We start from the raw sequence: 24,790 nt of genomic DNA, 5'->3' as shown, positions 1-24,790 counted from the left end.
CCACCCCGCGACGCCCCGGTCCGCCTCGTGCGGACCGGGGCGTTCGCGCGTCACCCTCCAGGGCAGACGCGGGACGGGCGGACCCCGGTTCCCGAGTGGGGTGCTGAGCGACACCACACCTGGGGAGGACGACGGCCGTTCTCCTCGAGTCGCCCGAACGGGCGATGCAGGTGGTCCCTCCACTGGTCGACGTGAAGGGGGACCACCTACCTACAGGAGCATCAGCATGGGGCTGTTCGCCTGCGCCCACGGGCACCACGGGGCCTGCCGGACCTGCGACATCGTGAACGCGGAGCGGGCCACCACGGAGGCCGTGGACCGACAGACCGCAGTGGTCCGAGAGGCGGAGGAGCGTGCCCGCGCGGACCGCGCCCGCCAGGACGAGCGGGAGCGGCGTGAGGCGGAGGCCGCGTCAGAGCGCCGCCGCGAGGCCGCCGCTGCGGAGATGCAGCGGGAGTGGGACCGTCGCGGCGCCGAGGCAGCTGCAGAGGTGGACCGCGAGATGGCCCGCGAGGCGGAGTGGGAGCGGCAGGCCGCCGAACGCGCCCGCCAGGAGGCCGGAGAGCAGGCCGCTGCCGAGGAGCAGCAGCTGGCCAGACGGAAGCGCCGCGCACTGGCCGAGGCGCGCGACGCTGCAGCGTCCCAGGGCCGCACGCTCACCGAGGTGGAGGCGCTGGACGTGGAGGAGGAGGTCGAGCGCACGGTCGAGCACGAGCGGCACGAGGCCGAGATGGAGCGGTGGCGGGCTGAGGCCCCGCGACGCGAAGCAGAACGGGCTGAGCGCGAGGCCGAGCAGGCCCGGCGGGACGCCCAGGCGCGGGAGCGGGAGGCTCGCCGTGCCGCCGAGGCTGCCGCCGACGCCGCCCGGGCGGCGGAACTGGCGGAGCAGGAGGGCCGTGAGCGTCAGGCGCAGATGGAGCGTGCGCGCGCCGCGCGGGCGCGGGAGGCACGCCAGGCCCCGTTCTTCAGGATGGCCACCGTCCTCGCGGTCGTCGTGGCGGTGACGTTCGGCGTGATCAACCTCGTCACGGGCGGAGTCCTCAGCGGGATCGGCAACTTCCTGTTCGCCGGCGTGCTGGCGCTGATCGTGTTCCACCTGATCGCGCAGGGCCTGGCGGCGGTGTTCATCCGCCGCTAGCCCCCGGCGGTCGGAACGCGCCACCCGGGCAACGAGTCAGGCCGCCCACCCCAGCGGGTGGACGGCCTGATCAACGGGGTGGAGCTGAGGGGACTCGAACCCCTGACCCCCACACTGCCAGTGTGGTGCGCTACCAGCTGCGCCACAGCCCCTTGCCGACCCGGTCTGGTGTGTCCGAGCCGTGGAGAACAGTACAACAACGGTGTTCGGCGCCCGACGGAGGGGGTCCCCCGCCCGGCGCCGTGTCGTCAGCCTGCGGTGCCGAACCGCTCGTTCAGCGCCAGGTTGAGCTCCAGCACGTTGACGTACGGCGCACCGATGAAGCCCAGGTCACGGCCGTGCGTGGCCTCCTCGACCAGCGCCGAGACGTCCCCGGCAGCAGCCCCACGGGCGGCAGCCACGCGCGTCACCTGCAGCGCCGCGTACGCCGGCGAGATGCCCGGGTCCAGCCCCGACGACGACGCCGTCACCGCGTCCGCCGGCACGTCGGCCGGCGTCACGCCGTTGAAGGCCGCCACCTGCGACTGCCGCTCGGTGATCGCGTCGACCAGGTCCGAGGAGTTGGGCCCCAGGTTCGACCCACCCGATGCCGCGCCGTCGTAGTCCGACGCCGACGGCCGCGACTGGAAGTACTCCGGCAGCGCATCCCCGGACGAGGACACGAACGCCTGACCGATCAGCGACGACCCGACCACGGCGCCGTTCCGGGACACGAGCGACCCGTCGGCGCCAGCGGGGCGGATGACCTGGGCGATGCCGAACATCACCAGCGGGTAGACCAACCCCAGCACCACGGTGGCGAGGAGGACGGCACGGACGGCGGCCACCAGCTGGCGGCCAGAACGCAGAGTGGGCATCACGCGATCCCGGGGATCAGAGAGACGAGCAGGTCGATGAGCTTGATCCCGACGAAGGGCAGCACCACGCCGCCGACGCCGTAGACCAGCAGGTTGCGGCGCAACATCGCCGACGCCGAGGACGCCCGGTACTTCACGCCGCGCAGGGCCAGCGGCACCAACGCCACGATGATCAGCGCGTTGAAGATGACCGCCGACAGGATCGCCGACTCCGGCGAGGCCAGCCGCATCACGTTGAGCGTGTCCAGCCCCGGGAAGACCCCGGCGAACATGGCCGGCAGGATCGCGAAGTACTTGGCCAGGTCGTTGGCGATGGAGAACGTGGTCAGCGACCCGCGGGTGATGAGCAGCTGCTTGCCGATCTCCACGATCTCGATCAGCTTCGTCGGGTCGGAGTCGAGGTCGACCATGTTGCCGGCCTCCTTCGCCGCCGACGTCCCGGTGTTCATCGCCACCCCGACGTCGGCCTGCGCCAGCGCCGGTGCGTCGTTGGTGCCGTCACCGGTCATCGCGACCAGCCGGCCGCCGTCCTGCTCCTTGACGATCAGCGCCAGCTTGTCCTCCGGCGTCGCCTCGGCCAGGACGTCGTCGATGCCGGCCTCGGCCGCGATCGCCCGCGCCGTCCGCTCGTTGTCGCCGGTGATCATCACCGTGCGGATGCCCATCCGGCGCAGCTCGTCGAAGCGCTCCTTCATGCCGGGCTTCACGACGTCCTTGAGGTGGATGACGCCCAGGACGCGGGTGCCCTCCCCGCCGGCCTCGGCCAGCAGCAGCGGCGTCCCGCCCGAGGCGGCGATGCGGTCGACCACGGCGGCGACGTCCGGCGGGACGGCGCCGTCGAGCGAGCGCACCCAGTTCTGCACCGCGCCGGCCGCGCCCTTGCGCAGCTGCCGGCCGTCGGGCAGGTCGACGCCGCTCATCCGGGTCTGCGCGGTGAACGGCACGAACTCCGCACCGCCGGTGTCCCGCTCCCCCAGCCCGGCCAGCGCCACGATGCTGCGCCCCTCGGGGGTCTCGTCGGACAGCGAGGCCAGCTGCGCGGACTCGGTGACCTCCGCCTGGGTCGCGTCGCCGACCGGGACGAACTCGGCTGCCTGCCGGTTGCCGAGGGTGATCGTGCCGGTCTTGTCCAGCAGCAGGGTGTTCACGTCGCCGGCCGCCTCGACGGCACGGCCGCTCATCGCCAGCACGTTGCGCTGCACCAACCGGTCCATGCCGGCAATGCCGATCGCCGACAGCAGCGCCCCGATGGTGGTCGGGATCAGGCAGACCACCAGCGCGATCAGCACGGTCATCGACTGCTCGGCGCCGGAGTAGATGGCGAGCGGCTGCAGGGTCACCACGGCCAGCAGGAACACGATGGTCAGCGAGCTGAGCAGGATGTTCAGCGCGATCTCGTTCGGCGTCCGCTGCCGGGAGGCGCCTTCGACCAGCGCGATCATCCGGTCGACGAACGTCTCGCCGGGCTTGCTGGTGATCTGGACGACGATCCGGTCGGACAGCACCGTCGTCCCGCCGGTCACCGCCGAGCGGTCACCGCCGGACTCCCGGATCACCGGCGCGGACTCCCCCGTGATCGCCGACTCGTCGACGCTGGCGATGCCCTCGACGACGTCGCCGTCCCCGGGCACGACCTGCCCGGCGACGACCACGACGCGCATCCCGGGCTTCAGGTCCGGTGCGGGCACCTCGGTGCCGTCCTCGAGGACGGCGACGGTGCTGGTGCGGGCCTTGCGCAGGCTCGCCGCCTGCGCCTTGCCGCGGCCCTCGGCGACGGCCTCCGCGATGTTGGCGAACAGCACGGTCAGCCACAGCCAGGCCGCGATCAGCCAGCCGAACAGCGACGGGTCGGTGATCGCCAGCACGGTGGAGAACACCGAGCCGACCCACACCACGAACACGACGGGCTGGCGCACCAGGCCGCGCGGGTCGAGCTTGCGCACCGCACCCACCAGGGCCGGGCCCCAGTCGATGCTGCTGCGCTGCTGCGAGCGGGGCTCGGCAGCGGTCTCGGGACGACGATCGAGCGTCGCAGTCATGACAGTCCTTCTACGTCTGCAAGGAGGGCGGAAGTGGCCACTTCCGCCCGGGGGTGGGAGGTCATGAGAGGGCCTCCGCCAGGGGGCCGAGGGACAGCACCGGGAAGTACGTCAGGCCGACGACGACCAGGACGACGGCGGACAGCAGCCCGACGAACAGCACCTGGTGCGTCGGCAGCGTCCCGGCGGTGGCCGGGGTGCGGCCCTGCTGGGCGAGCCGGCCGGCGAGGGCGAGCACGAGCACGATCGGGACGAACCGGCCGAAGGCCATCGCCAACCCGAGGGCGGTGTTGTAGAACGGCGTGTTCGCGCTCAGCCCGGCGAACGCCGAGCCGTTGTTGTTGCCGGCCGAGGTGAACGCGTACAGCACCTCGCTCAGGCCGTGCGGGCCGTCGTTGAGCATCGAGCTCCGGCCGGCGTCGGTGGCCATCGCCACCGCCGTCCCGACCAGCACGATCGCCGGGGTGGTGAGCACGTACAGCGACGCCAGCGTCATCTCGCGGCGGCCGAGCTTCTTGCCCAGGTACTCCGGCGTCCGCCCGACCATGAGCCCGGCGACGAAGACGGCGATGACGGCGAGCACGAGCATCCCGTAGAGGCCCGAGCCGACGCCGCCGGGCGCGACCTCGCCCAGCATCATGTTGAACATCGTCAGCAGCCCACCGGCCGGGGTGTAGCTGTCGTGCAGCGAGTTGACCGCGCCGGTCGAGGTGAGCGTGGTCGCCGTCCCGAACAGGGCCGACAGCGGTCCGCCGAAACGCACCTCTTGGCCCTCGGTCGCCGCCCCGGCCAGCTGCAGCGCGGCACCGCCGGCCCGGGACTGCGCCCAGCTGTTCAGCGCCAGGGACGCCGTCGCGAGGGTCGCCATCACGCCGACGATCGCCAGGCCCTGCCGCTTGTCGCCCACCATCCGGCCGAAGGTGCGCGGCAGGGAGAAGGGGATGACCAGCATCAGGAACACCTGGAACAGCGAGACCCAGGCGCTGGGGCCCTCGAAGGGGTGTGCGGAGTTGGCGTTGTAGAAGCCGCCGCCGTTGGTGCCCAGCTGCTTGATGACCTCCTGGGAGGCCACCGGCCCGCCCGGGATGAACTGGCTCGCCCCGGTCAGCGTCATCGCGTCGGTGCCCGCCGACAGGTTCTGCACCACGCCGCCGAGCACCAGCACGATCGCGCCGAGCACCGCCATCGGCAGCAGGACGCGGGTGAGCGCGCGGGTCAGGTCGACCCAGGAGTTGCCCAGCCGGTCGGTGCGGGTGCGGGCGAACCCGCGCACCAGCGCCACCGCGACCGCCAGCCCGACCGCCGCGGAGACGAAGTTCTGCACCGCCAGGCCGGCCATCTGGACCAGGTGGCCCATCGTCGACTCACCCGAGTAGCCCTGCCAGTTCGTGTTGGTCACGAAGCTGACCGCGGTGTTCCAGGCCGAGCCGGAGTCCACACCGGCCATGCCGTTGCTCCACGGCAGCACCGACTGCACGCGCTGGAGCAGGTACAGGAAGAGCACCGAGACCAGCGAGAACGCCAGCACGCTGCGCAGGTAGGTGGGCCAGCGCTGCTCGGTGTCGGCGTCGACACCAACGGCTCGGTAGACCAGCTTCTCCACCCGCCAGTGCCCCGACCGGGGCCAAAGTCGCGATTTTGGCCCCTCGACGGCGTCGGTGGTGAAGACGCGGGCCATCCAGTCGCCCAGGGGGCGGTGGACGGCGACCAGCGCCAGGACCAGCAGCCCCGCCTGCAGCCAGCCTCCTGCTCCGGCGCTCATCAGAACCGCTCCGGGAACAGGAGACTCGCCAGCAGGTAGAGCACCAGGGCCGCGGCCACGGCCAGTCCGACCCAGGTCACAGCTCCTCCACCCCGCGCACAGCCAGCGCCAGCAGCCCGAAGACCACCAGCGTGAGGAGCACGTAGACCACGTCGGTCACGTCGTGAGCACCTTCATCCGTCTCGCGCGGACGACCCGTCGTCGTCCACCTCGCGAGCCGGGACGCTAGGAGCGGTCACGCCGGACGCACCCGGTCCTGACGGTTCCCTGACGACGACGGACGCCGTCCTTGACGCCTCCCTGACGCCGGACGGCGACCCTGTGCGCCCCCTCACAGGACCGGCAGGCCCCGGTTCACCGGCCGGGATCAGGGCACGGTCAGGACATGCTCAGCGCGCTCCTGGACCGCATCGGCGACTGGCCGCCGGTCCTGGTGCTCGGCGTCGCGGCGGTCGTGCTGGGCGTGGAGAGCGGCTTCCTGGTCGGGATGCTGCTGCCCGGCACCACCACGCTCGTGGTCCTGGGCCTGTGGTCCTCGACCTCGGAGACCCACCCGGCGTGGCCGGTCGCGGTGGCCGCCGTGGCCAGCGTGAGCGGAGCGCTGACCGGCTGGCGCCGCGGGCACGGACGGCGGGCGCTGGACCCCGGCTCCCACCGCCGGCTGCGCGCCCGCGTCGACCCCGCCGTCCGCAGGGCCCGCAGCTGGCTGGGGCGGCTCGGACCGGTGGGCACGGCCGCGGTGCTGGCCGGTGGGCACTGGGTGGCGGTCACCCGCACGCTGGTCCCCCGGGTCGCCGGCGGGGCGCACGTGCCGCTGCGGCTGGCCGGGCCGGTCCTGGTGGTCAGCGGCACGGCCTGGGCGGCCACCGTCGTCCTGCTGTCCCGGGCGCTCGGGGAACGGGTGGCCCGGGACGCCGGGTGGGTGCCGGCCGTCGTCCTGGCCGTCCTGCTCGTGGTGCTGGTCGTGCGGTCCGCCCGGCACCACTCCCACGCCACTCCTTGACGGGATCTTGACGCGGCGTGCCCGTCCGGGCCCCCGTCGGGCTCCTAGCGTCGGTGAGCGGTGCTCGGGACAGCCGGGCCGCTGACGAGGAGCAGGCGTGGCCACCGCGATCCAGCCCACCCGCCGACCGGTGCGCGACTGGCTGCTGGACGACGCCGCCCAGCGCGGCGCCGAGCACCCCGGCCCGCACACCGCCCCGGCCCACGAGGCGCACCGCCGTCCGTGGTGGAAGGTCATGTGCCTCACCGGCGTGGACTACTTCTCCACCCTGGGCTACCAGCCCGGCATCGCCGCGCTCGCCGCCGGCGTCATCTCCCCGCTCGCCACGCTGGTGCTGGTCGCGCTCACCCTGCTCGGTGCGCTGCCGGTGTACCGCCGCGTCGCCCGGGAGAGCCCGCACGGCGAGGGGTCGATCGCCATGCTGGAGCGGCTGCTGCCGTTCTGGCGCGGCAAGCTGTTCGTGCTGGTGCTGCTCGGCTTCGCCGCCACCGACTTCCTGATCACCATGACGCTGTCGGCGGCCGACGCGACCGCGCACATCGTGGAGAACCCGCACGTCCCGCACCTCCTCGACGACCACCGCGTGCTGATCACCCTGGGCCTGCTCGCGCTGCTGGGCGCGGTGTTCCTGCGCGGGTTCAGCGAGGCGATCGGCGTGGCCGTCGGCCTGGTCGGGGTCTACCTGGGGCTCAACCTGGTCGTCGTGGTGGTCGGCGCCTGGGAGATCGCCACCCACGGCAGCGTCGTCACCGACTGGACGACGGCGCTCACCACCCAGCACAGCAACCCGCTGATGGCGATTGCGGTGGCGCTGATCGTCTTCCCCCGGCTGGCCCTAGGGCTGTCCGGCTTCGAGACCGGCGTGGCGGTGATGCCGCTGGTGCAGGGCGACCCCGGCGACACCGAGGAACGCCCCACCGGCCGGATCCGCGACACCCGCAAGCTGCTCACCACCGCCGCGCTGATCATGAGCGGCTACCTGGTGGCCACCAGCTTCCTCACCACGCTGCTCATCCCGCAGCAGGAGTTCGCCGACGGCGGCGAGGCCAACGGCCGCGCACTGGCCTACCTCGCCCACGAGCACCTGGGCAGCGGCTTCGGCACCGTCTACGACGTCTCGACCATCGCCATCCTGTGGTTCGCCGGGGCCTCGGCGATGGCCGGGCTGCTCAACCTCATCCCCCGCTACCTGCCCCGCTACGGCATGGCGCCGCGCTGGGCCCGGGCGACCCGGCCGATGGTGCTGGTGCTCACGGCGATCGCGTTCGTGGTCACCTGGCTCTTCGACGCCGACGTCGACGCCCAGGGCGGCGCGTACGCCACCGGCGTGCTGGTGCTGATCACCTCCGCGTCGGTGGCGGTCACCCTGTCCGCACGCCGAGCCGGGCAGCGCAACCAGACGATCGGCTTCGGGGTGATCGCGGCGGTCTTCGTCTACACGACCGTCGTCAACGTCGTCGAGCGTCCCGACGGCCTGAAGATCGGCGCGCTGTTCATCGCCGGGATCATCGCCGTCTCCGTCACCTCGCGGCTGTCCCGGTCCTTCGAGCTGCGGGTCACCGACGTCGGGTTCGACGAGACCGCCCAGCTGTTCCTGCGCGACTGTGCCCGGCGCACGTTGCGGCTGGTCGCCAACGAGCCCGGCCCCGGTGACGAGGAGGAGTACCGGGCCAAGCTCGAGGCGACCACCCGGGAGCACGACCTGCGCGACGGCGACGTGCTCTTCGTGGAGGTCGAGGTCACCGACCCCTCGGACTTCGAGGGCTCGCTGCAGGTGCACGGGCACGTCGTGCACGGTCAGTACCGCGTGCTGCGGGTGCAGAGCTCCTCGGTGCCCAACGCGCTGGCCGCGCTGCTGCTGGAGGCCCGCGACCTCACCGGCGCCACCCCGCACGTCTACTTCGAGTGGACCGAGGGCAACCCGTTCGCCAACTTCGCCCGCTTCCTGCTGCTGGGCGCCGGCGAGGTCGCCCCGGTCACCCGCGAGGTGCTGCGCGAGGCCGAGCCCGACCGCGACCGCCGTCCGCACGTCCACGTCGGCTGAGGACCTCGGGGGGCGAAAGTGGCCACTTTTGCCCCCCATGTGAGGTCGTCAGGACGACGGCGGCGGGGTCATCTGGGCGACCCGGACGGAGTTGCCGAACGGGTCGCGCAGGCCGAAGTCGATGCCGTAGGGCTGCACGACCGGCTCCTCGGGGACGTCGACGCCGCGCTCCCGAAGCTCCGCGTGCGTCTTGTGGGCGTCGTCGGTGGTGAAGAACAGGTTGCCCCCGCCGGCGCCCTTGGTGACGGCGTCGCGCACCTGCTCGGCGACCTCCGGGCTCACCGCCGGCGGCGCGGGCAGCTCCAGCAGGACGGCGTGCCCGGGGTCGGTGGGCAGCGCGACGGTGAGGAAGCGCATCGGCCCGAACTGCTGGTCGGTCTGGACCTCGAAGCCGAGCTTCCCGACGTAGAAGTCGAGGGCCTCGTCCTGGTCGAGCACGTACAGGCTGGTGATCGAGATGGTGTTCAACATGCCGACGACGCTAGGGGCGAGCGGCCGCCGCGTGCTTCTCCGGAACTGCGGTCTCCGCCGGCCGCAGCCAGCGCATGCCGAAGCAGCTGGGCACCGACGCCAGCGGGCCGCGGCGCCGGTACACGCTCGGCGGTTCCCCCACGACGACGGCGAACACCCGGCTGAACGTGCCGAGGCTGCTGAACCCCACCGCCATGCAGACGTCGGTGACCGACTGCTCGCTGGTGCGCAGCAGCACCATCGCCCGCTCCACCCGGCGGCGCTGCAGGTAGCGGTGCGGCGTCTCGCCGAAGGTCGCCTTGAACGTGCGGATGAAGTGGGCCTCGGAGACGCAGGCGATGCGGGCCAGCGCGGGCACGTCCAGTGGCTCGGCGTAGCTGCGGTCCATCGCGTCCCGGGCCCGCAGCATCCGCCGGTTGGAGTCCTCGCTCGCCCGGCTCACCGCCGGATCATGGCAGCCGCCGGGCAGTCCGTCCGGGTGGTCTTGACGCGTTCCTGACGCCCGGCGGCGCCCCCTCCTCCCCGGGCGGGACGATCATGGGGCCATGGCCCGCGGCACGTTGCGCATCTACCTGGGCGCCGCACCCGGCGTCGGGAAGACCTTCGCCGTCCTCGGTGAGGCCCACCGGCGCGCCGACCGCGGCGCCGACGTCGTCGTCGGGCTGGTCGAGACCCACGGCCGGCCGCGCACGCTGGAGCAGCTGCAGGGCCTGGAGGTGCTCCCCCGCGCCCAGGTCACCCACCGCGGGGTGACGCTGACCGAGCTGGACGTCGACGGCGTGCGCGCCCGCCGCCCCGACCTGGTGGTCGTCGACGAGCTCGCGCACACCAACGCCCCCGGCTCCCGCAACGCCAAACGCTGGCAGGACGTCGAGGAGCTGCTCGCCGCCGGGATCAGCGTGCTGACGACGGTCAACGTGCAGCACCTGGAGAGCCTCACCGACGTCGTCGCGCAGATCACCGGCGTCGTCCAGCAGGAGACCGTGCCCGACGAGGTGGTGCGCCGGGCCGACCAGGTCGAGCTGGTGGACATGTCGCCGGAGTCGCTGCGCCGGCGGATGGCGCACGGCAACGTCTACCCCGCCGAGCGGGTCGACGCCGCGATGGGCAACTACTTCCGGGTCGGCAACCTCACCGCGCTGCGCGAGCTCGCCCTGCTGTGGCTGGCCGACCGGGTCGACGAGGGCCTGCGCCGCTACCGCACCGAGCACGACATCGACCACGTCTGGGAGGCCCGCGAGCGGGTCGTCGTCGCGCTGACCGGCGGCCCCGAGGGCGAGACGCTGGTGCGCCGCGCCGCCCGGGTCGCCCGGCGCTCGGGCACCGGCGCGCTGTTCGCCGTCCACGTGCTCAGCTCCGACGGCCTGGCCGGTGCCTCACCGGAGGCACTGCAGACCCAGCGCGCGCTGGTCGAGAGCCTCGGCGGCACCTACCACCAGGTCGTCGGCGACCACGTGGCCGCGACCCTGCTGGAGTTCGCCCGCGGCGTCGACGCCACCCAGCTGGTGGTCGGCACCAGCCGGCGGTCGCGCTGGGCGCGGGCGCTGCGCGGCGGCATCGGCGGCGAGGTCATCGCCGCCTCCGGCGAGATCGACGTGCACATCGTCACCCACTCCGCCGCCGGCTCCCCCGGCTGGCGGCTGCCCCCGCTCACCGGTGCGCTGACCGCCCGCCGCCGCTGGCTCGGCGTCGCGCTGGCTCTGGCCGGCGTCCCGCTGGTGACCCTGGCCTGCCTGGCCGCCGACGCCGCGCTGTCGCTGGCCAGCGTGCTGCTGGTCTTCCTGCTGCTGGTCGTCGCGGTGGCCCTCGTCGGCGGGCTGCTGCCGGCGGTGTTCGCCGCGGTGACCAGCGGCCTGGCCGAGAACTGGTTCTTCACCCAGCCCACCGGCCGGCTCACCGTCGGCCGGGTCGACGACATCGTGGCCCTGGGCGGCTACCTCGTGGTGGCCGTCGCCGTGGCCAGCGTCGTCGACCGCTCCGCCCGCCGGGCGACCGCCGCGGCCCGGGCCGGCGCGGAGACGGCGATGCTCGCCTCGCTGTCCCGCTCGGTCCTCGCCGGTGACCGGGCACTGCCCGCGCTGCTGGAGCAGGTGCGGGAGGCGTTCGGGCTGCGGTCGGTGGCCATGGTCGAGCAGACCGCCGACGGCGACCGCACCGTGGGCACCTGCGGCGCCCCCGACGGCGAGCAGCCCGAGGAGATCGAGGTGACCGACTCCCTCACCCTCCAGCTGTGCGGGCGCACGCTGCCGGCCAGCGAGCGCCGGGTGCTGGTCGCCTTCGCCGAGCAGGCCGCCGTCGCGCTGCAGCAGGGCCGGCTCGCCGCGCAGGCCGCCGAGGTCGACCGGCTGGCCGCCGGCAACAGCATGCGCACCGCGCTGCTCGCCGCGGTCAGCCACGACCTGCGCACCCCGCTGGCCGGCATCAAGGCCGCCTCCTCCGCGCTGCGCTCGACCGACCTGGCGCTCACCGACGACGACCGCACCGAGCTGATCGCCACCGTCGACGAGTCCGCCGACCGGCTCACCGGCCTGGTCGACAACCTGCTGGACATGAGCCGGCTGCAGTCCGGGGCGCTCACCCCGGTCAGCGCACCGGCCGACCTCACCTCGGTGGTGCACGCCGCGCTGTCCTGGCTGGACGACGACCAGCGCGCCCGGGTGCGGTTCAGCTCCCCCGACGACCTGCCCGCCGCCCTCGCCGACCCCGGTCTGCTCGAGCGGGTGGTCGCCAACCTCGCCGACAACGCCACCCGGCACGCGGCCACCGGCCCGGTCGACGTCCGCGCCGGCGCCGCCGCCGGCCGGGTCGAGCTGCGCGTGGTCGACCGCGGACCCGGCGTCCGTCCGGCCGACCGGGAGCGGGTGTTCGCCCCCTTCCAGCGGCTCGGCGACGCCCCGGCCGGCCAGGGCGTGGGCCTGGGCCTGGCCGTGGCCCGCGGGCTCACCGAGGCGATGGGCGGCACGCTGACCGCCGAGGACACCCCCGGCGGGGGGCTCACCATGGTGGTCTCCCTCGCCCTGGCCGAGGCGCCGGTCGCGGTGCCCTCGTGAGCCGGGTGCTCGTCGTCGACGACGACGTCCAGCTGCTGCGGGCCCTGCGGATCAGCCTGCGGGCGGCCGGGTACGAGGTGGTCACCGCCCCCGACGGCACGTCCGCCCTCCGGGAGGCGGCCACCGCGCACCCGGACGTGGTCGTGCTCGACCTCGGGCTGCCCGACCTCGACGGCACCGAGGTGCTCGCCGGGCTGCGGCCGTGGTTCACCGGACCGGTGCTCGTGCTCTCCGCCCGTGCCGACAGCCAGGACAAGGTCGCCGCCCTCGACGCCGGCGCCGACGACTACGTGACCAAGCCCTTCGACATGGCCGAGTTGCTGGCCCGGCTGCGCGCAGCGGTGCGTCGCGGCACCGCCGAGCCCGGACAGGCGCAGGTGGTCACCGACCACTTCACCGTCGACCTGGCGGCGAAGCAGGTGCGCGTGGACGGCGTCCAGGTGCGGCTGACGCCGACGGAGTGGGCGCTGCTGTCGGAGCTGGTGCGCTCACCGGGCCGGCTGGTCGGGCAGAAGCAGCTGCTGCAGTCGGTGTGGGGCCCGGCCTACGAGCGGGAGACCAACTACCTGCGGGTCTACCTCGCCCAGCTGCGCCGCAAGCTCGAGCCGGACCCCGCACACCCGCGCTACCTGCACACCGAGCCGGGCATGGGCTACCGCTTCACGCCCTGACCCGTTGCACACGCAGTTTGGTTTGTTGTACTTTTGCTACATGGCGCCGCGCAAACGCTCCGACGAGGTCGAGCTGTACAACCGGCTCGGTCTGCTGCGGGCCGAGCGCGGGATGTCCCGCCAGGAGCTGGCCGCCGCCGTCGGCGTCCACTACCAGACGATCGGCTACCTCGAACGCGGCGAGTACAGCCCCAGCGCCACCCTCGCGCTCCGGCTGGCCGCCGTCTTCGGCCTCCCGATGGAGGCGGTCTTCTCCCTCACCCCGTTCCGCGCACTGTCCGAGCAGGTCTACGGCACTGCTCCCGGCACCCAGGAGACGTGATGACCAGCAGCACCCGCACCGAACGACGGGCCCAGGTCCTGGACGACCCGCGCTTCGAGCGCTTCCGCACCACCCCGGCCCGGCGACGGCTCGTCCTCGCCCTCGGCGCACTGCTCGTCGTCGAGGCGGGGCTCTTCGCGTTCATGGAGAGCGCTCCGGTCGTGTTCGCCGTGGCCCTGGCCGTGCTGCTGGTGGCCTTCGTGTTCCTCCTCGGCGCGCTCAAGGCGAGCACCCGGGGGGTCGAGGAGCTGCCCGCGGAGGCCCTGGACGAGCGCCAGTGGCAGCTGCGCGGGGAGGCCTACGCGCTCAGCTACCGGATCGGCTTCGCCCTGCTGACCGCAGAGCTGGCCGTCGTCGCGGCCTGGCTGACGTTCGACTGGGCCGCCCCGGGCGCCGGCGTGGCCACCGCTGCGGTCCTGCTGCCGTTCCACGTCGGGGTCGTGCTGCCCTCGATGGTGACCGCCTGGTCCCGCGAGGCCTGACCCACCGACCAGACCCGCGGCGTCCCGCCTACAGCTCGACGCCGCGGGCGGCCAGCCACTGCACGGGGTCGACGCGCTTGCCGCCCATGCCGCCCTTGTGCACCTCGAAGTGCAGGTGCGGGCCGGTCGACTGACCCCGACTGCCCAGCAGCGCGATCTTGTCACCGGCGTCCACGACGTCACCGGCGGAGACCAGGATCTTCTCCATGTGGCCGTAGACGGTCACGTCGCCGCTGACGCCCAGGATGTAGACCGCCTGGCCGTAGCCGCTGGCCGCACCGGCCCGCAGCACGACGCCGTCCTCGGCCGAGTACTCCGGCGTCATCATCGGGGCGGCCAGGTCGATGCCCCAGTGCATGGTGCCCCAGCGCGGGCAGAAGCAGCTGGACAGCCGGGCGTCCGCGACCGGGGAGACGGCCTTGGGCCGGGCTGCCTCGGCCTCGGCCGCGGCGCGCGCCTCGGCGGCGGCCTGCTCGTCGGCGGCCCGCTTGGCCCGCTCGGCCCGGTTGGCCGCCACCTCCTCGAGGCGGGCGCGGGCCTCGACCTCGGTGATGGCGTCGTGCGGGTTCATCTCGACGTCGAAGATGCCCTCGGCGTCCGAGCCGAGCAGCATCGCGACCGGGATGGGCTCCTCCGCGACGGCGCGCGGGGCACCCTGGGTGCCGAGCAGGGCGGCGGTCAGGCCACCGACGACGAGCGCGGCCAGCAGCGCCGCCGGACGGCGCCGGGTGACCTGGGCGCGGGGGGTGCGGGCGGGGCGGTCGGTGGTGCCGGTGGTCGGGGGCTCGACCTCGCTGCTGCGGATGGTCGTGCCGGCGATCCTCGAGCCCACGCGCCTGCCCCTCGATGACGTCCGGTGGCCCCCGCTGGCACCGGATCGGTTCGGCAGACATCGAAACATCGAATGCCAGACTTGTAATTCGGTACTCGGCGTGTTGGTAGGAACACGCCGAGTTGCCACTCCGATCTGGTCGAACCGGTCGCCGAACGACCACCGGCCGACGCGGCGGCCGGCCGGGACCGGACCGTCTCAGGGCGCGGCGAGCACCGCCGGCCCGGCGTCCTCGCGGCCGGCGTCCCGGCCGCGCCGGGCGGCGCCCACCCCGCCGAGGACCAGCCCCAGCCCGCCGGCGACCAGCACGGCGACCGCCACCCGGGCCAGCAGCCCGGGACCGGTGCTCAGCGCGTACGCGGTCCACAGCACGTCGACGTCCGGCAGGCCCTGCACCAGCAGCAGCCAGCCGGCCACCCCCGCCATCAGCCCGGTCAGCACCGTGCGCCCGCGCCGGGCGGCCCGCACGCCGACCACGGCGACCAGGAGCACCAGCAGCGCCGGGAGCAGCGCGGCGACCAGCGCCCCGGTGTGTGAGGAGACGCTCGACGCCGGCTCCGGCGTGGTCACCGCGTGGTACAGCGAGGCCACCGCCCCTCCGGCCAGCGCGACGGCGAGCGGCCCCGGCCCGCGGGCTCGCCAGCCGGCCAGGACGGTCGCGGCCAGGAGGGCGAGGTACGCGGGCCACACCAGCCCGGCCGCTGGCGGTGGGGTCCAGCTCAGCCGGCCGGCCACGGTGACCTCGGTGCCCCCCAGCGTCATGGGCACCGTCCAGTCGGCCACGACGTGCGGCCGGCCGGGGTCGGCGGCCACCACGGGCGGCAGCAGGTCGGTGCTCGTCCAGTGCGTGCGGTGGTCGTGCCAGACGTACTGCGGGCTGGTCGACACCTGCTCCCAGCGCGGTGGCTCGGTGATGCTGCTGCTCTCCGGGACCCGGGTGCGCCCGTACCGGTCGAGGTTCAGCCACGTCGCCGGGCTCAGCGCGTTGCGCCAGACGCCGTCCGGGCCGATCCGCAGGTAGGGCTCACCGGAGTAGCCGGGGACGGCGAGCTCGGTGCCGCTGGTGTTGACGACCTCGAGCGAGTCGCCGAACTCGAGGACCCGCACGGTCACCCCGGGCAGCGCCGGGGTGACCGACCGCAGCTCGGCGGAGAAGTCGCTGCCGGCCGCTCCCCCACCGACGTGCGCCGCGGCCGGGCCGGCGAGGGAGAGCACGGCGAGGACGCCGAGCAGGACCACCAGCGCCCGGCCGGCGGCCCGCGCCCCGCGGCTCACTCCGCGGCGACGACGGCCAGGTCGTGCGCGATGTCGGTGGCGGTGTTCCCGCCGTTGAAGGCCACGTCGGCCTCGCCGTCGGTGCCGTAGAGCAGCAGCATCGCCGAGTGGGTCTGACCGTCGTCCTCGGCCAGCGGCACGCCGGCGGCCAGCTGCGCCTGGTCGATCTGCGCCTGGTCACCGGTCAGCCCGACGTAGGCCGTGCCCAGGTCTGCGTCGAACCGGTCCAGGTACTCCTCCAGCACCTCGGGGGTGTCCCGCGCCGGGTCGGTGGTCACGAACACCACGGTGGTCGCCGCCACCACGGCCGGGTCCACGGTGCGCAGCGCCAGGGTCACGTCGGCCATCGTCGTCGGGCAGACGTCGGGGCAGTTCGTGAAGCCGAAGAACAGCAGCGTCGGCCCGGCCGCGGTGCGCTCGGCGAAGTCGAACGGTGCGCCGGTGCCGTCGGTGAGGGTGAACTCCGGCTTCTGGTACGGGTCCTGCAGGTGCAGCCCGGAGTAGGGAGACGCGCCGTCGTCGGCCACCGTCGCCGGGGCCGCGGCCCCGCCGTGGTCGTGTCCCTGGGCGGTGGTGTCGGCGTCGGCGTCCCCGCCGCAGCCGGCCAGCAGCAGTCCGGCGGCGAGGGCGAGGGCGGTCAGCCCGGTGCGGTTCGCGGAGCTCACGAGCCCACGGTACGTCGGCGCGCGGTCAGGCCGAGGAACAGCCCGCCGAGGCCGGCGAGCAGCCCGAGGACGGCGAGCACCAGCGCGGTGACGGCCGTGCCGTCGCCCTCCTCCGACGCGCTCGCCGGCGCCGCCGGCGTCCCGGCATCGCTGGAGACCGGGGCGGCGTCGGCGGAGGCCAGCGCCAGCACCGGCGCCGGGTACTGCGGCTCGGCCTGGCCCTCGACGGTCGGCTCGATCCAGGCGGACTCGCTGCCGTCGCTGTAGGTCTGGACGGCGGCGAAGACCAGGGAGTCGGTCTCGGGGAAGGGACCGCCGGAGAGCGCGAACTCCTGGAACTGCCCCGGGGCGATGCCGCCGCCGGCCTCGGCCCGGAACTCCACGACCGACACGGCGGTGTCGACGGTCTCGCCGTGCACCTCCACCGGCGGGTCGATGCTCGTCGGGGTCAGGGTGACCGTCCAGCCCGGCACCGGCTGCGCCCGCAGCGACGTCAGCGGGGTGTCGGTGGGCAGCTGGACGCGCAGCGCCACGGTGCTGGCGGCGTCGCTCTCGTTGGGCACCCGGAAGGTGATCTTCCCGTAGCCCCCGGGGGCGGCGTCGGCGGAGCCGACGGTCACGTGCGCGGAGGCGGCGCCGGTGCCCAGGACGAGCAGCCCGGCCAGCGAGACGGCGGTGAGCGCGGCCAGCCGGCGGGCAGGACGCAGCAGGTGCAGGGACAACGGTTCTCCTCGTTCGGGGGTGGTCAGCGGACCGGGAAGACGGTGCTGGCGGTGACGGCCGTGAACTCGTCCAGGCGGACGGTCACGGTGAGGCTCCAGGTGCCCGTGGTGGGCAGGACGGGGTCGCCGACGTAGTGGCCGGGGCCGGCGGCGGCGAGGTCGACGTCGAGCGGGCCGATCTGCCGGGCGGGCTCCGTGAGGCCGACCGAGATCTGCCGGGGCTGGACCAGCCGCCCGGCGTCGTCGAACAGGTAGACGTGCAGGACGGCGGGCCCCGGGCTCGCCGGGTCGAGGGTCACCTGCACGCTGCCGTTGCCGGCCGCGCCGGCGGCCGACTGCAGCGGGAGGGTGACCTCGACGGACTCGGCGACGGCGGCACTGGCCGGCGGGGTGCCGACCAGCACGGCCGACAGCGCCAGGACGACGGCCGCCCCGGCCAGCTCGACCAGCACCGAGCGGCGCAGCACCCCCGGCGCGGCCGTCTCCGCGATCGGCGGCTCGTCGTCGGCGGGCTCGTGGTCGGCAGGACCGTCCACCGACGACCGCGGGGCGGCGAAGGCGTGGGCGACCACCCGGCGCGGCGGGCGACGCCGGCCCCCGCGCTGACCGCCGCCTCCCCGGTGCCGGCTGCCCTGCTGGACGACGTCCCGGCTGACCAGGGCGGCGACCAGCACGAGCGCGACGAGCGCGAGCTTGGCCACCAGCACCCAGCCGTAGGTGGTGGAGGTGAGCGCGGCGAAGGAGGAGACCTCCCGCAGGGACTGCCAGAGGCCGGTGAGCACGAGCGCGGCCACGTAGCCCGCCGCCAGCCGCGACCAGCGGGGCAGCGCCGCGGCCAGCTCACCGGCCGGGGTCGCGGCGCGCAGCGCCCCGGCGAACAGCGCCACCAGCCCGCCCAGCCAGGCGCTCATCGCGGCGACGTGCAGGGCGGTCGCGGCCACCGCCAGCAGCGGCAGCGGCCCGGCGACGGCGTGACCGACCGCGGCGACGCTGACCACGAGCAGCACGGCGACCACGGCGGGCACGGCCAGCAGCGCGGTCGACGGCGCCCGGCCCTCGCGCCAACTGCGGGCCAGCACGATCGCGAGGGCGACCGCCAGGGCCTCGCGCAGCAGGAGCGCCTTGCCGAAGTCGGAGTCCAGGGTGCTGTCCACCAGCGCGCCGTCGACCAGCGACCCGAGGCCGCTGCCGGAGGCGTAGGGCCCCTGCAGCAGGACGAGCAGCCCGGCGGTGACCGCGACCGTGACCAGCCCGACCAGCGTCAGCCGGCGCATCAGCCCCACCGCCCAGCCGCCGGGCCACACGGTGGCCAGCGCCAGCGGCACGCCCAGCCCGAGGACCAGCCCGAGGTAGCCGACCGAGCGGGTCAGCGGCAGCGCGATCGCCACCAGCGGGTCGGTGTCGTCGCCGCTGCCCACCGAGCCGGCGGCCACCGGCTCGCCGTCGCCGACCACGAAGGAGGAGGCGCCGGAGATCGGGTGCGAGTCGGCCGAGACCACCCGCCAGGTGACGACGTACCCGGCGTCGGGCAGGTCGGGGCGCAGCGGCACGGTGAGCGTGCCGTCGCGGACCTCGGCCGCACCGGTGTCGACCCGCTCCCCCGCCCCGTCGAGCACCCGGGCGTACCCGGCGCCCAGCGAGACCGCCTCGTTGAAGGCCAGGCTCACCTCGGCCGGTGCCGTCTCCACGCGGGCACCGTCGGCCGGCGTGGTGGTCGTCAGCGCCGCGTGCGCCGACGCCGGCCGGGCGGTGAGCACGTCCAGGCCCAGCCCGGTGCCGACCAGTGCGCACAGCAGCAGCAGGACGGCGGCCGTCCGCCTCACGCGGGCACCGGGACCGGGGCCGCGGCGGGGCGCCGGGAGGAGAGCTGTCGCACGAGGAGACAGTCGCCGGGCGGGGCCGCCCAGTTCCCGCCGCCGGCGAGGAAGGGGTGTGACGCGGCCGACGCCCCCGCACGGCGGCCGTCGGCCCGGTGCCCGCCGCCGTCAGATAGCGTCCGGCCGTGACGGCGCCCGGACAGCCCCCCGGCCCGGTCGCCGCAGACCCCGTCCGGCTCGGCACGGCCGCCGGCCGCTGGGTGCTGCTGGCCACCGTGCTGGCCTCGGGGATGGCGATGCTCGACGCCACCGCGGTCAACGTCGCCCTGCCCGCGATCGGCGCGGAACTGGGCTCCTCGCTGGCCGGGCTGCAGTGGACCCTGTCGGGCTACACGCTGGCCCTGGCCGCGCTGATCCTGCTCGGCGGTGCGCTCGGCGACCGGTACGGACGGCGCCGGGTGTTCCTGGTCGGGGTGGTGTGGTTCGCAGTGACCTCGCTGGCCTGCGGGCTGGCCCAGACCACCGGCCAGCTCGTCTCCGCCCGGGTGCTGCAGGGCGTGGGCGGGGCGCTGCTCACCCCCGGCAGCCTGGCGATCATCCAGTCCGCCTTCCCGCACGCCGACCGGCCGCGGGCGATCGGCGCCTGGTCGGCCCTGGGCGGCATCTCCGGGCTGATCGGGCCGTTCCTGGCCGGCGCGCTCATCGACGCGGTCAGCTGGCGCTGGGTGTTCCTGCTCAACGCCCCGGTCGCGGTGGTCGTCGTGCTGGTCGCCGTCCGGCACGTGCCGGAGAGCCGGGACACCGCCAGCTCCGGCCGGTTCGACGTCCTCGGGGCGGTGACCGGTGCACTGGCCCTGGCCGGTGTCACCTACGCCCTCATCGCCGCCGGCGACGGCCCGGGCCACCCGCAGGTGTGGGTCTCCGCTGCCGTCGGCGTCGCCGCCGGGGCGGCGTTTCTGCTGCGCGAGCGGTCGGCCGCCGCACCGATGCTGCCCCCCGGCGTCTTCGCCGACCGCGAGTTCACCGGCGCGAACCTGAGCACCTTGCTGGTCTACGGCGGGCTCGGGGGCTACTCCTTCTTCCTGGTGCTGCAGCTGCAGACCGTGCTCGGCTACAACGCGACCGAGGCCGGCGCGGCCATGCTGCCGGCGATCATCGTGATCACCCTGCTGTCGGCCCGCGGCGGCGCGCTGGCCGCGCGGGTCGGCGCCCGGCTGCCGATGACGGTCGGGCCGGTGGTCGCGGCGGCCGGCGTGCTGTGGTTCGTGCGGATCGGCCCGGGCAGCTCCTACTGGCTCGACGTGCTGCCCGGCTCGCTGCTCAACGGCCTGGGCATGTCGCTGGTCATCGCCCCGCTGACGGCCACCGTGCTCGACGCCGCCCCCGACCACCTGGCCGGCGTGGCGAGCGGGGTGAACAACGCCGTCGCGCGTGCGGCGACCCTGCTGGCGGTGGCGGCACTGCCGGTCGCCGTGGGGCTGGGCGGGGACGACTACGCCGACCCGGCCGCCCTCACCGGCGGCTTCCAGGTTGCGGTGGTGGTCTGCGCCGTGGTCATGGCACTGGGCGGACTCGTCGCCTGGCGCACGGTGCGCCGGGACACGCTGCGCGTCTGAGCCACCCCGGCGCCGCACCGTCGACCCAGGAGCGACACGCCGCGCACGTGATCGGGGCCACTCCGGTCGGTTGCACACAATCCCTACCGGGATGGTAGGAATGCACGCGTGTCGACGTCGGCGGTGCCCCCGCACCTGCTCCCGGGCTCGTTCCTGGTGAGCCGCATCCACGTCGACCTGCTGCGCGTCTGCACCGCCTGCTGTCCCGGCTGCTGACCTCCCGCGCCCTGAGCGCCCTCCCTGTCAGCCCTGCGGTGCCCGCGCCCTGACGCGCGCCCGCGCCCCCAGCTCCGGAGTCCCCCACGTGAAGACCCTGATCGTGCTCGCCCTCGCCGGCCTCGGCGCCCAGCTCGTCGACGGCAGCCTGGGCATGGGCTATGGCGTCACCTCCACGACGCTGCTGCTCGCCCTTGGCACCAACCCGGCCGCCGCGTCGGCCACCGTCCACCTCGCCGAGATCGGCACCAACCTCGCCTCCGGCGTCTCGCACTGGCGCTTCGGCAACGTCGACTGGAAGGTCGTCGGCCGGATCGGCGTCCCCGGTGCGATCGGCGCCTTCGCCGGCGCCACGGTGCTGTCCAACCTCTCCACCGAGGTCGCTGCCCCGGTCATGCAGCTGATCCTGCTGGCGCTGGGCATCTACCTGCTGGTCCGCTTCACCCTGCGCGGCATCGACCGACGCCACCTCGGCAAGCCCATGCGCACGCGCTTCCTGGCCCCGCTCGGCCTGGCCGCCGGCTTCGTCGACGCCACCGGCGGTGGCGGCTGGGGCCCGGTGAGCACGCCGGCGATCCTGGCCAGCGGCCGGATGGAGCCCCGCAAGACCATCGGCTCGGTCGACACCTCCGAGGTGCTGGTCTCCCTCGCCGCCAGCCTGGGCTTCCTCTTCGCCCTCGGCAGCCAGGGCATCGACTTCGCCTGGGTGGCCGCCCTACTGGTCGGTGGCATGATCGCCGCCCCCGTCGCCGCCTGGCTGGTGCGGTTCGTGCCGCCGCGTCTGCTCGGCGCCAGCGTCGGCGGGATCATCATCCTGACCAACGCCCGCAGCCTGCTCACGAGCGACTGGATCGACGCCGACACCGGCACCCGGTACGCCGTCTACGCCGTCATCTACGTGCTCTGGGCCGCCGCGGTGGCCTGGTCGTACCGCGAGTACCGCAAGGACCGCACGCTGGAGTCGGCCGCTGCGGTCACCGAGGCGGCCGAGCGTCGCGCCGAGGCTGAGCGGCTCGCCTTCCCCAACGAGGTCGCCGAGGTGGACACCGTCCCCGCGGGCCGGCCGAGCGCACCGCAGAACTGAAGAAGGACCTCCCTGCCCCCCACCACTCGCGAGCTCGCGGCGAGCCCCTGCAGGGAGGCCGCGAGGGCCCCGTCCGGCGACTGCCGGGCGGGGCCCTCGTGCGTCCGACGCCGACGCTTTGCTGTAGCAGCAAGGATGTTTGTGCCCTTGGCACCATCCGACCCATGCTCGGGACCGGCGGCCGGACGGTCGGCCGCCGGCGGAGCAGAGGAGCTGGGGCATGGACGAGCAGTACGACGTGGTGGTCGTCGGCGGTGGACCCGCGGGGCTGAGCGGGGCGCTGGCGCTGAGCCGGGCGCGACGCTCGGTGCTGGTGGTCGACGGCGGTGCGCCGCGCAACGCCCCGGCCGGGCAGGTGCACAACTACCTGGGCCGTGAGGGCACGCCCCCCGGTGAGCTGCTGGCGACCGGGCGGGCCGAGGTGGCCTCCTACGGCGGCGCCTTCCGGACCGGTGAGGTGCTGGGCGCCGACGTCGTCCCGGGCGGGTTCGTGCTGCGGCTGGCCGACGGCGGGCCGGTGCGCGCCCGGCGGCTGCTCGTGACGACCGGGCTGGTCGACGAGCTGCCCGCGGTGCCCGGGGTGCGCGAGCTGTGGGGCTCCGACGTCCTGCACTGCCCCTACTGCCACGGCTGGGAGGTGCGCGACCGGGCGATCGGCGTGCTGTCGACCGGCCCGTTCGGCGCGCACCAGGCGCTGATGTGGCGGCAGTGGAGCGCCGACGTGACCCTCTTCCTGCACACCGGGCCCGAGCCCACCGACGAGGAGTGGGAGCAGCTGGCCGCCCGCGGCGTGAGCGTGGTCAGCGGTGAGGTGGCCGAGCTGGAGTGCACCGGCGACCGGCTCTCCGGGGTGCGGCTGGCCGGCGGCCGGGTGGTCGCGCGGGACGCCGTCGTGGTGGCGCCGCGGTTCACCGCCCGGTCCGCCGTCCTGGGGTCCCTCGGGCTCGTGGCGGCCGACCTGGAGATGGCCGGGCACGTGATCGGCAGCGCCGTCCCCGCCGACCCGAACGGGCTGACCGCCGTCCCCGGGGTCTACGTGGCCGGCAACGTCACCGACCTGCGCGCCCAGGTGATCAGCTCGGCCGCGGCCGGCCTGAACACAGGGGCCATGATCAACGCGGACCTGATCACGGAGGACACCCGGACGGCCGTCGCCGCCCGGCGCGCCGCCCCGTTCTCCCCCGCGTCGGAACGTCAGCTGTGCGAGCAGGTGCTGGGCGACCGGCGCCACGGGATCTGAGGAGACGACCATGAGCGACCAGCAGCACGAGCACGAGCAGCCCACGAACACCGGCCTGGACCAGGCGGCGTGGGAGGACCGCTACCGGGACGCCCCGGCGCTGTGGAGCGGGCGGGTCAACCCGCCACTCGTCGCCGAGACCGCCGGCCTGACCCCGGGCCGGGCGCTGGACGTCGGCTGCGGCGAGGGCGGCGACGTCCTCTGGCTGGCCGGCCAGGGCTGGCACGCGACCGGCCTGGACTGGTCCGCCGTCGCCCTGGCGCGCGCCGCGGAGCACGCCGCGGCCGCCGGGCTCACCGACCGGGTCGCGTGGGTGCAGGGCGACGTCGAGTCGTGGCAGCCGCCGGCGGCCAGCGTCGACCTGGTCACCGCGCACTTCCTGCACCCGACGGCCGAGCAGCTGCCGGCCGTGCTCGCCCGGCTGGCGGCCGCCGTCGCACCGGGCGGCACGCTGCTGTGGGTGGGGCACCCGTTCGACGCGGAACGCGCTGCGGTCTGGGGCGGCGACCGGTTCGCCCGCGCCGCCGACGTGGCCGCCCACCTCGACCCCGCCGACTGGGAGGTGCTGGTCGCCGACCGTCGCCCGCGCCCGGGTGGCGAGGGGCACCACGCGGCGGACGAGGTCCTGCGCGCCCACCGCCGCTGATCCGGCCGGGTACAGCCGCCCCGCCGACCGTGCCACCGCGTCGGGACACGGCTGGACGGTGGCCTGGGTGGCTGTACCCGGACCGGTCCGGCCTCAGCCCGCGCGGACGCCGGTGATCGGGACGACGACCTCGGGGCGCGACCAGGAGCCGGCCGTGGCCAGCACACGCTCCGGGGTGCCGGACTCCTCGCGCTGGCCGGCCGCGAGGCGCAGGGCGCGGACGCCGGTCAGCGCGTCGGCCTCCGGCGGCACGACCAGCAGGTCCAGCCGGCGGTCGCCGTCGACGGTGAGGGAGACCAGCGCGGGGTCCATGCTGCGGAAGGCCCCGGTGCGCACCGTGCGCCCGGAGACGGCGACCTTGCGCTCGATCGGCGTCCAGGCCTGCTCGGGGTAGGTGAACCGCTCGACGCGCACGCCGAGGGTGTCCAGGGCGGCGACCAGCTCGGGGAGCTCGGCGGCGAGGTCGTGGCTCCGCGGCCACCAGGCGCCGTCGAAGGCCGCGTCGGACCCGGAGCCCGCCCGCCTCAGACGCACCCGCACGTCGATGCCGTTCCGGAAACCCGCTGCTCGCTGGACCGTCATCGGTCGCCCGACCACCCTCTCGTGCTCATCCCCCAGGTGGCGCCCGGCCGACATCGCCGCACTCCACCTCTCCTGATCGCAACCTAGGTCGGCGTGCCCGCCGGCACGGTGCGGCACGAGGGAGGCCCGGCGCGTCGTGCACAGCTGTCGGCCGGTCCTCACCGAACGTGGTCGAACGGCAACAGTCGCCACACCGGCCCCACCGACGTCAGCAGCTCTCGTCGGCGCGCCGGGAACGACGAACGCCGCCGTCCCC

General features: G+C 74.7%; 23 protein-coding genes and 1 tRNA gene. 11 read left to right on the top strand and 13 right to left on the bottom strand.

From position 1 onward, the window contains the following. The first annotated feature begins 226 nt into the window (after window positions 1-226). Complete coding sequence (locus tag O2W14_RS16920; protein WP_269177281.1) at window positions 227-1,138, top strand: hypothetical protein; 912 nt, start codon at window positions 227-229, stop codon at window positions 1,136-1,138. A 79-nt stretch (window positions 1,139-1,217) separates the two neighbouring features. Here O2W14_RS16920 and O2W14_RS16915 read toward each other — a convergent pair. The 5 genes from O2W14_RS16915 to kdpF all read right to left on the bottom strand — a co-directional run bounded on the left by O2W14_RS16915 (window position 1,218) and on the right by kdpF (window position 5,876). Then, window positions 1,218-1,290: transfer RNA gene (locus tag O2W14_RS16915), tRNA-Ala, on the bottom strand. Between the two features lie 96 nt (window positions 1,291-1,386). Then, window positions 1,387-1,995 (bottom strand): potassium-transporting ATPase subunit KdpC, encoded by a 609-nt coding sequence (kdpC, locus tag O2W14_RS16910; protein WP_269177280.1) that lies wholly within the window; start codon window positions 1,993-1,995, stop codon window positions 1,387-1,389. Further along, entirely contained in the window at window positions 1,995-4,034 is a 2,040-nt protein-coding gene (gene kdpB, locus O2W14_RS16905; protein WP_269177279.1) for a potassium-transporting ATPase subunit KdpB, read from the bottom strand. Before kdpB ends, kdpC begins: the two co-directional genes overlap by 1 nt. 61 nt (window positions 4,035-4,095) lie before the next feature. Beyond that, window positions 4,096-5,796: a potassium-transporting ATPase subunit KdpA gene (kdpA, locus tag O2W14_RS16900; RefSeq protein ID WP_269177278.1), complete on the bottom strand. Its 1,701-nt coding sequence runs from the start codon at window positions 5,794-5,796 to the stop codon at window positions 4,096-4,098. After that, a complete protein-coding gene (gene kdpF, locus O2W14_RS20010) occupies window positions 5,796-5,876 on the bottom strand; it encodes a K(+)-transporting ATPase subunit F (RefSeq protein ID WP_370629363.1) in 81 nt (26 codons plus the stop codon). Before kdpF ends, kdpA begins: the two co-directional genes overlap by 1 nt. 305 nt (window positions 5,877-6,181) lie before the next feature. Here kdpF and O2W14_RS16895 point away from each other — a divergent pair, with 305 nt between their 5' ends. Both O2W14_RS16895 and O2W14_RS16890 read left to right on the top strand, forming a co-directional pair. Continuing rightward, window positions 6,182-6,799, top strand: coding sequence for a DedA family protein (locus O2W14_RS16895; protein WP_269177277.1), 618 nt, complete (start codon window positions 6,182-6,184; stop codon window positions 6,797-6,799). 97 nt (window positions 6,800-6,896) lie between these two features. Next, a complete protein-coding gene (locus tag O2W14_RS16890; protein WP_269177276.1) occupies window positions 6,897-8,843 on the top strand; it encodes an amino acid transporter in 1,947 nt (648 codons plus the stop codon). Window positions 8,844-8,891: 48 nt separating this feature from the next. Here the strand turns inward: O2W14_RS16890 and O2W14_RS16885 are convergent, their stop codons facing one another. Both O2W14_RS16885 and O2W14_RS16880 read right to left on the bottom strand, forming a co-directional pair. Continuing rightward, on the bottom strand, window positions 8,892-9,314 hold the full coding sequence (locus tag O2W14_RS16885; RefSeq protein ID WP_269177275.1) for a VOC family protein: 423 nt from the start codon (window positions 9,312-9,314) through the stop codon (window positions 8,892-8,894). A 10-nt stretch (window positions 9,315-9,324) separates the two neighbouring features. Beyond that, window positions 9,325-9,756, bottom strand: a complete 432-nt coding sequence (locus O2W14_RS16880) for a helix-turn-helix domain-containing protein (RefSeq protein ID WP_269177274.1) — start codon at window positions 9,754-9,756, stop codon at window positions 9,325-9,327. A 103-nt stretch (window positions 9,757-9,859) separates the two neighbouring features. Between O2W14_RS16880 and O2W14_RS16875 the strand changes: the two genes are divergently transcribed. Genes O2W14_RS16875 through O2W14_RS16860 form a run of 4 tightly spaced genes read left to right on the top strand, consistent with a single transcriptional unit; the run spans window position 9,860 to window position 13,839 of the window. Beyond that, window positions 9,860-12,364 (top strand): sensor histidine kinase, encoded by a 2,505-nt coding sequence (locus O2W14_RS16875; RefSeq protein ID WP_269177273.1) that lies wholly within the window; start codon window positions 9,860-9,862, stop codon window positions 12,362-12,364. Beyond that, complete coding sequence (locus O2W14_RS16870; protein WP_269177272.1) at window positions 12,361-13,035, top strand: response regulator; 675 nt, start codon at window positions 12,361-12,363, stop codon at window positions 13,033-13,035. Before O2W14_RS16875 ends, O2W14_RS16870 begins: the two co-directional genes overlap by 4 nt. Window positions 13,036-13,075: 40 nt before the next feature. Continuing rightward, window positions 13,076-13,357, top strand: coding sequence for a helix-turn-helix transcriptional regulator (locus O2W14_RS16865; protein ID WP_269177271.1), 282 nt, complete (start codon window positions 13,076-13,078; stop codon window positions 13,355-13,357). Then, window positions 13,357-13,839 carry a hypothetical protein gene (locus tag O2W14_RS16860; RefSeq protein WP_269177270.1) on the top strand — a complete coding sequence of 161 codons (483 nt, stop codon included), beginning with the start codon at window positions 13,357-13,359 and terminating at the stop codon, window positions 13,837-13,839. The genes O2W14_RS16865 and O2W14_RS16860 overlap by 1 nt, the downstream gene beginning before the upstream one ends. 28 nt (window positions 13,840-13,867) lie before the next feature. Here O2W14_RS16860 and O2W14_RS16855 read toward each other — a convergent pair whose 3' ends face one another. The 5 genes from O2W14_RS16855 to O2W14_RS16835 all read right to left on the bottom strand — a co-directional run bounded on the left by O2W14_RS16855 (window position 13,868) and on the right by O2W14_RS16835 (window position 19,156). Beyond that, a complete protein-coding gene (locus O2W14_RS16855) occupies window positions 13,868-14,671 on the bottom strand; it encodes a M23 family metallopeptidase (RefSeq protein WP_269177269.1) in 804 nt (267 codons plus the stop codon). A gap of 198 nt (window positions 14,672-14,869) precedes the next feature. Continuing rightward, window positions 14,870-15,946, bottom strand: a complete 1,077-nt coding sequence (locus tag O2W14_RS16850; RefSeq protein WP_269177268.1) for a hypothetical protein — start codon at window positions 15,944-15,946, stop codon at window positions 14,870-14,872. Beyond that, on the bottom strand, window positions 15,943-16,611 hold the full coding sequence (locus tag O2W14_RS16845) for an SCO family protein (protein WP_269177267.1): 669 nt from the start codon (window positions 16,609-16,611) through the stop codon (window positions 15,943-15,945). The genes O2W14_RS16850 and O2W14_RS16845 overlap by 4 nt, the downstream gene beginning before the upstream one ends. Then, window positions 16,608-17,333, bottom strand: coding sequence for a YcnI family copper-binding membrane protein (locus tag O2W14_RS16840; protein ID WP_269177266.1), 726 nt, complete (start codon window positions 17,331-17,333; stop codon window positions 16,608-16,610). The genes O2W14_RS16845 and O2W14_RS16840 overlap by 4 nt, the downstream gene beginning before the upstream one ends. 23 nt (window positions 17,334-17,356) lie before the next feature. Then, window positions 17,357-19,156, bottom strand: coding sequence for a copper resistance CopC/CopD family protein (locus O2W14_RS16835; RefSeq protein ID WP_269177265.1), 1,800 nt, complete (start codon window positions 19,154-19,156; stop codon window positions 17,357-17,359). Between the two features lie 179 nt (window positions 19,157-19,335). Between O2W14_RS16835 and O2W14_RS16830 the strand changes: the two genes are divergently transcribed. From O2W14_RS16830 to O2W14_RS16815, 4 genes are all read left to right on the top strand, one after another. Further along, window positions 19,336-20,766 (top strand): MFS transporter, encoded by a 1,431-nt coding sequence (locus O2W14_RS16830; protein ID WP_269177264.1) that lies wholly within the window; start codon window positions 19,336-19,338, stop codon window positions 20,764-20,766. A gap of 304 nt (window positions 20,767-21,070) precedes the next feature. Next, complete coding sequence (locus tag O2W14_RS16825; RefSeq protein WP_269177263.1) at window positions 21,071-22,066, top strand: sulfite exporter TauE/SafE family protein; 996 nt, start codon at window positions 21,071-21,073, stop codon at window positions 22,064-22,066. Between the two features lie 220 nt (window positions 22,067-22,286). Next, window positions 22,287-23,306, top strand: coding sequence for an NAD(P)/FAD-dependent oxidoreductase (locus O2W14_RS16820; RefSeq protein ID WP_269177262.1), 1,020 nt, complete (start codon window positions 22,287-22,289; stop codon window positions 23,304-23,306). Window positions 23,307-23,316: 10 nt separating this feature from the next. Continuing rightward, window positions 23,317-23,952 carry a class I SAM-dependent methyltransferase gene (locus O2W14_RS16815; protein ID WP_269177261.1) on the top strand — a complete coding sequence of 212 codons (636 nt, stop codon included), beginning with the start codon at window positions 23,317-23,319 and terminating at the stop codon, window positions 23,950-23,952. A gap of 93 nt (window positions 23,953-24,045) precedes the next feature. Here O2W14_RS16815 and O2W14_RS16810 read toward each other — a convergent pair whose 3' ends face one another. Further along, window positions 24,046-24,486 (bottom strand): DUF5994 family protein, encoded by a 441-nt coding sequence (locus O2W14_RS16810; RefSeq protein WP_269177260.1) that lies wholly within the window; start codon window positions 24,484-24,486, stop codon window positions 24,046-24,048. Window positions 24,487-24,790: the final 304 nt, after the last annotated feature.

The organism is Modestobacter sp. VKM Ac-2986, from assembly GCF_026967795.1.
GTDB lineage: Bacteria > Actinomycetota > Actinomycetes > Mycobacteriales > Geodermatophilaceae > Modestobacter.
Note: the sequence above shows the minus strand (reverse complement) of the source record. Positions and strands in the feature narration are given on the sequence as shown.

What these genes read in the sequence shown, in the direction of transcription:
- O2W14_RS16920 (WP_269177281.1), top strand. Translation starts at nt 227, where the DNA reads ATGGGGCTGTTCGCCTGCGCCCACGGGCACCACGGGGCCTGCCGGACC.
- kdpC (WP_269177280.1), bottom strand. Translation starts at nt 1,995, where the DNA reads ATGCCCACTCTGCGTTCTGGCCGCCAGCTGGTGGCCGCCGTCCGTGCC.
- kdpB (WP_269177279.1), bottom strand. Translation starts at nt 4,034, where the DNA reads ATGACTGCGACGCTCGATCGTCGTCCCGAGACCGCTGCCGAGCCCCGC.
- kdpA (WP_269177278.1), bottom strand. Translation starts at nt 5,796, where the DNA reads ATGAGCGCCGGAGCAGGAGGCTGGCTGCAGGCGGGGCTGCTGGTCCTG.
- O2W14_RS16895 (WP_269177277.1), top strand. Translation starts at nt 6,182, where the DNA reads ATGCTCAGCGCGCTCCTGGACCGCATCGGCGACTGGCCGCCGGTCCTG.
- O2W14_RS16885 (WP_269177275.1), bottom strand. Translation starts at nt 9,314, where the DNA reads ATGTTGAACACCATCTCGATCACCAGCCTGTACGTGCTCGACCAGGAC.
- O2W14_RS16875 (WP_269177273.1), top strand. Translation starts at nt 9,860, where the DNA reads ATGGCCCGCGGCACGTTGCGCATCTACCTGGGCGCCGCACCCGGCGTC.
- O2W14_RS16865 (WP_269177271.1), top strand. Translation starts at nt 13,076, where the DNA reads ATGGCGCCGCGCAAACGCTCCGACGAGGTCGAGCTGTACAACCGGCTC.
- O2W14_RS16860 (WP_269177270.1), top strand. Translation starts at nt 13,357, where the DNA reads ATGACCAGCAGCACCCGCACCGAACGACGGGCCCAGGTCCTGGACGAC.
- O2W14_RS16820 (WP_269177262.1), top strand. Translation starts at nt 22,287, where the DNA reads ATGGACGAGCAGTACGACGTGGTGGTCGTCGGCGGTGGACCCGCGGGG.
- O2W14_RS16815 (WP_269177261.1), top strand. Translation starts at nt 23,317, where the DNA reads ATGAGCGACCAGCAGCACGAGCACGAGCAGCCCACGAACACCGGCCTG.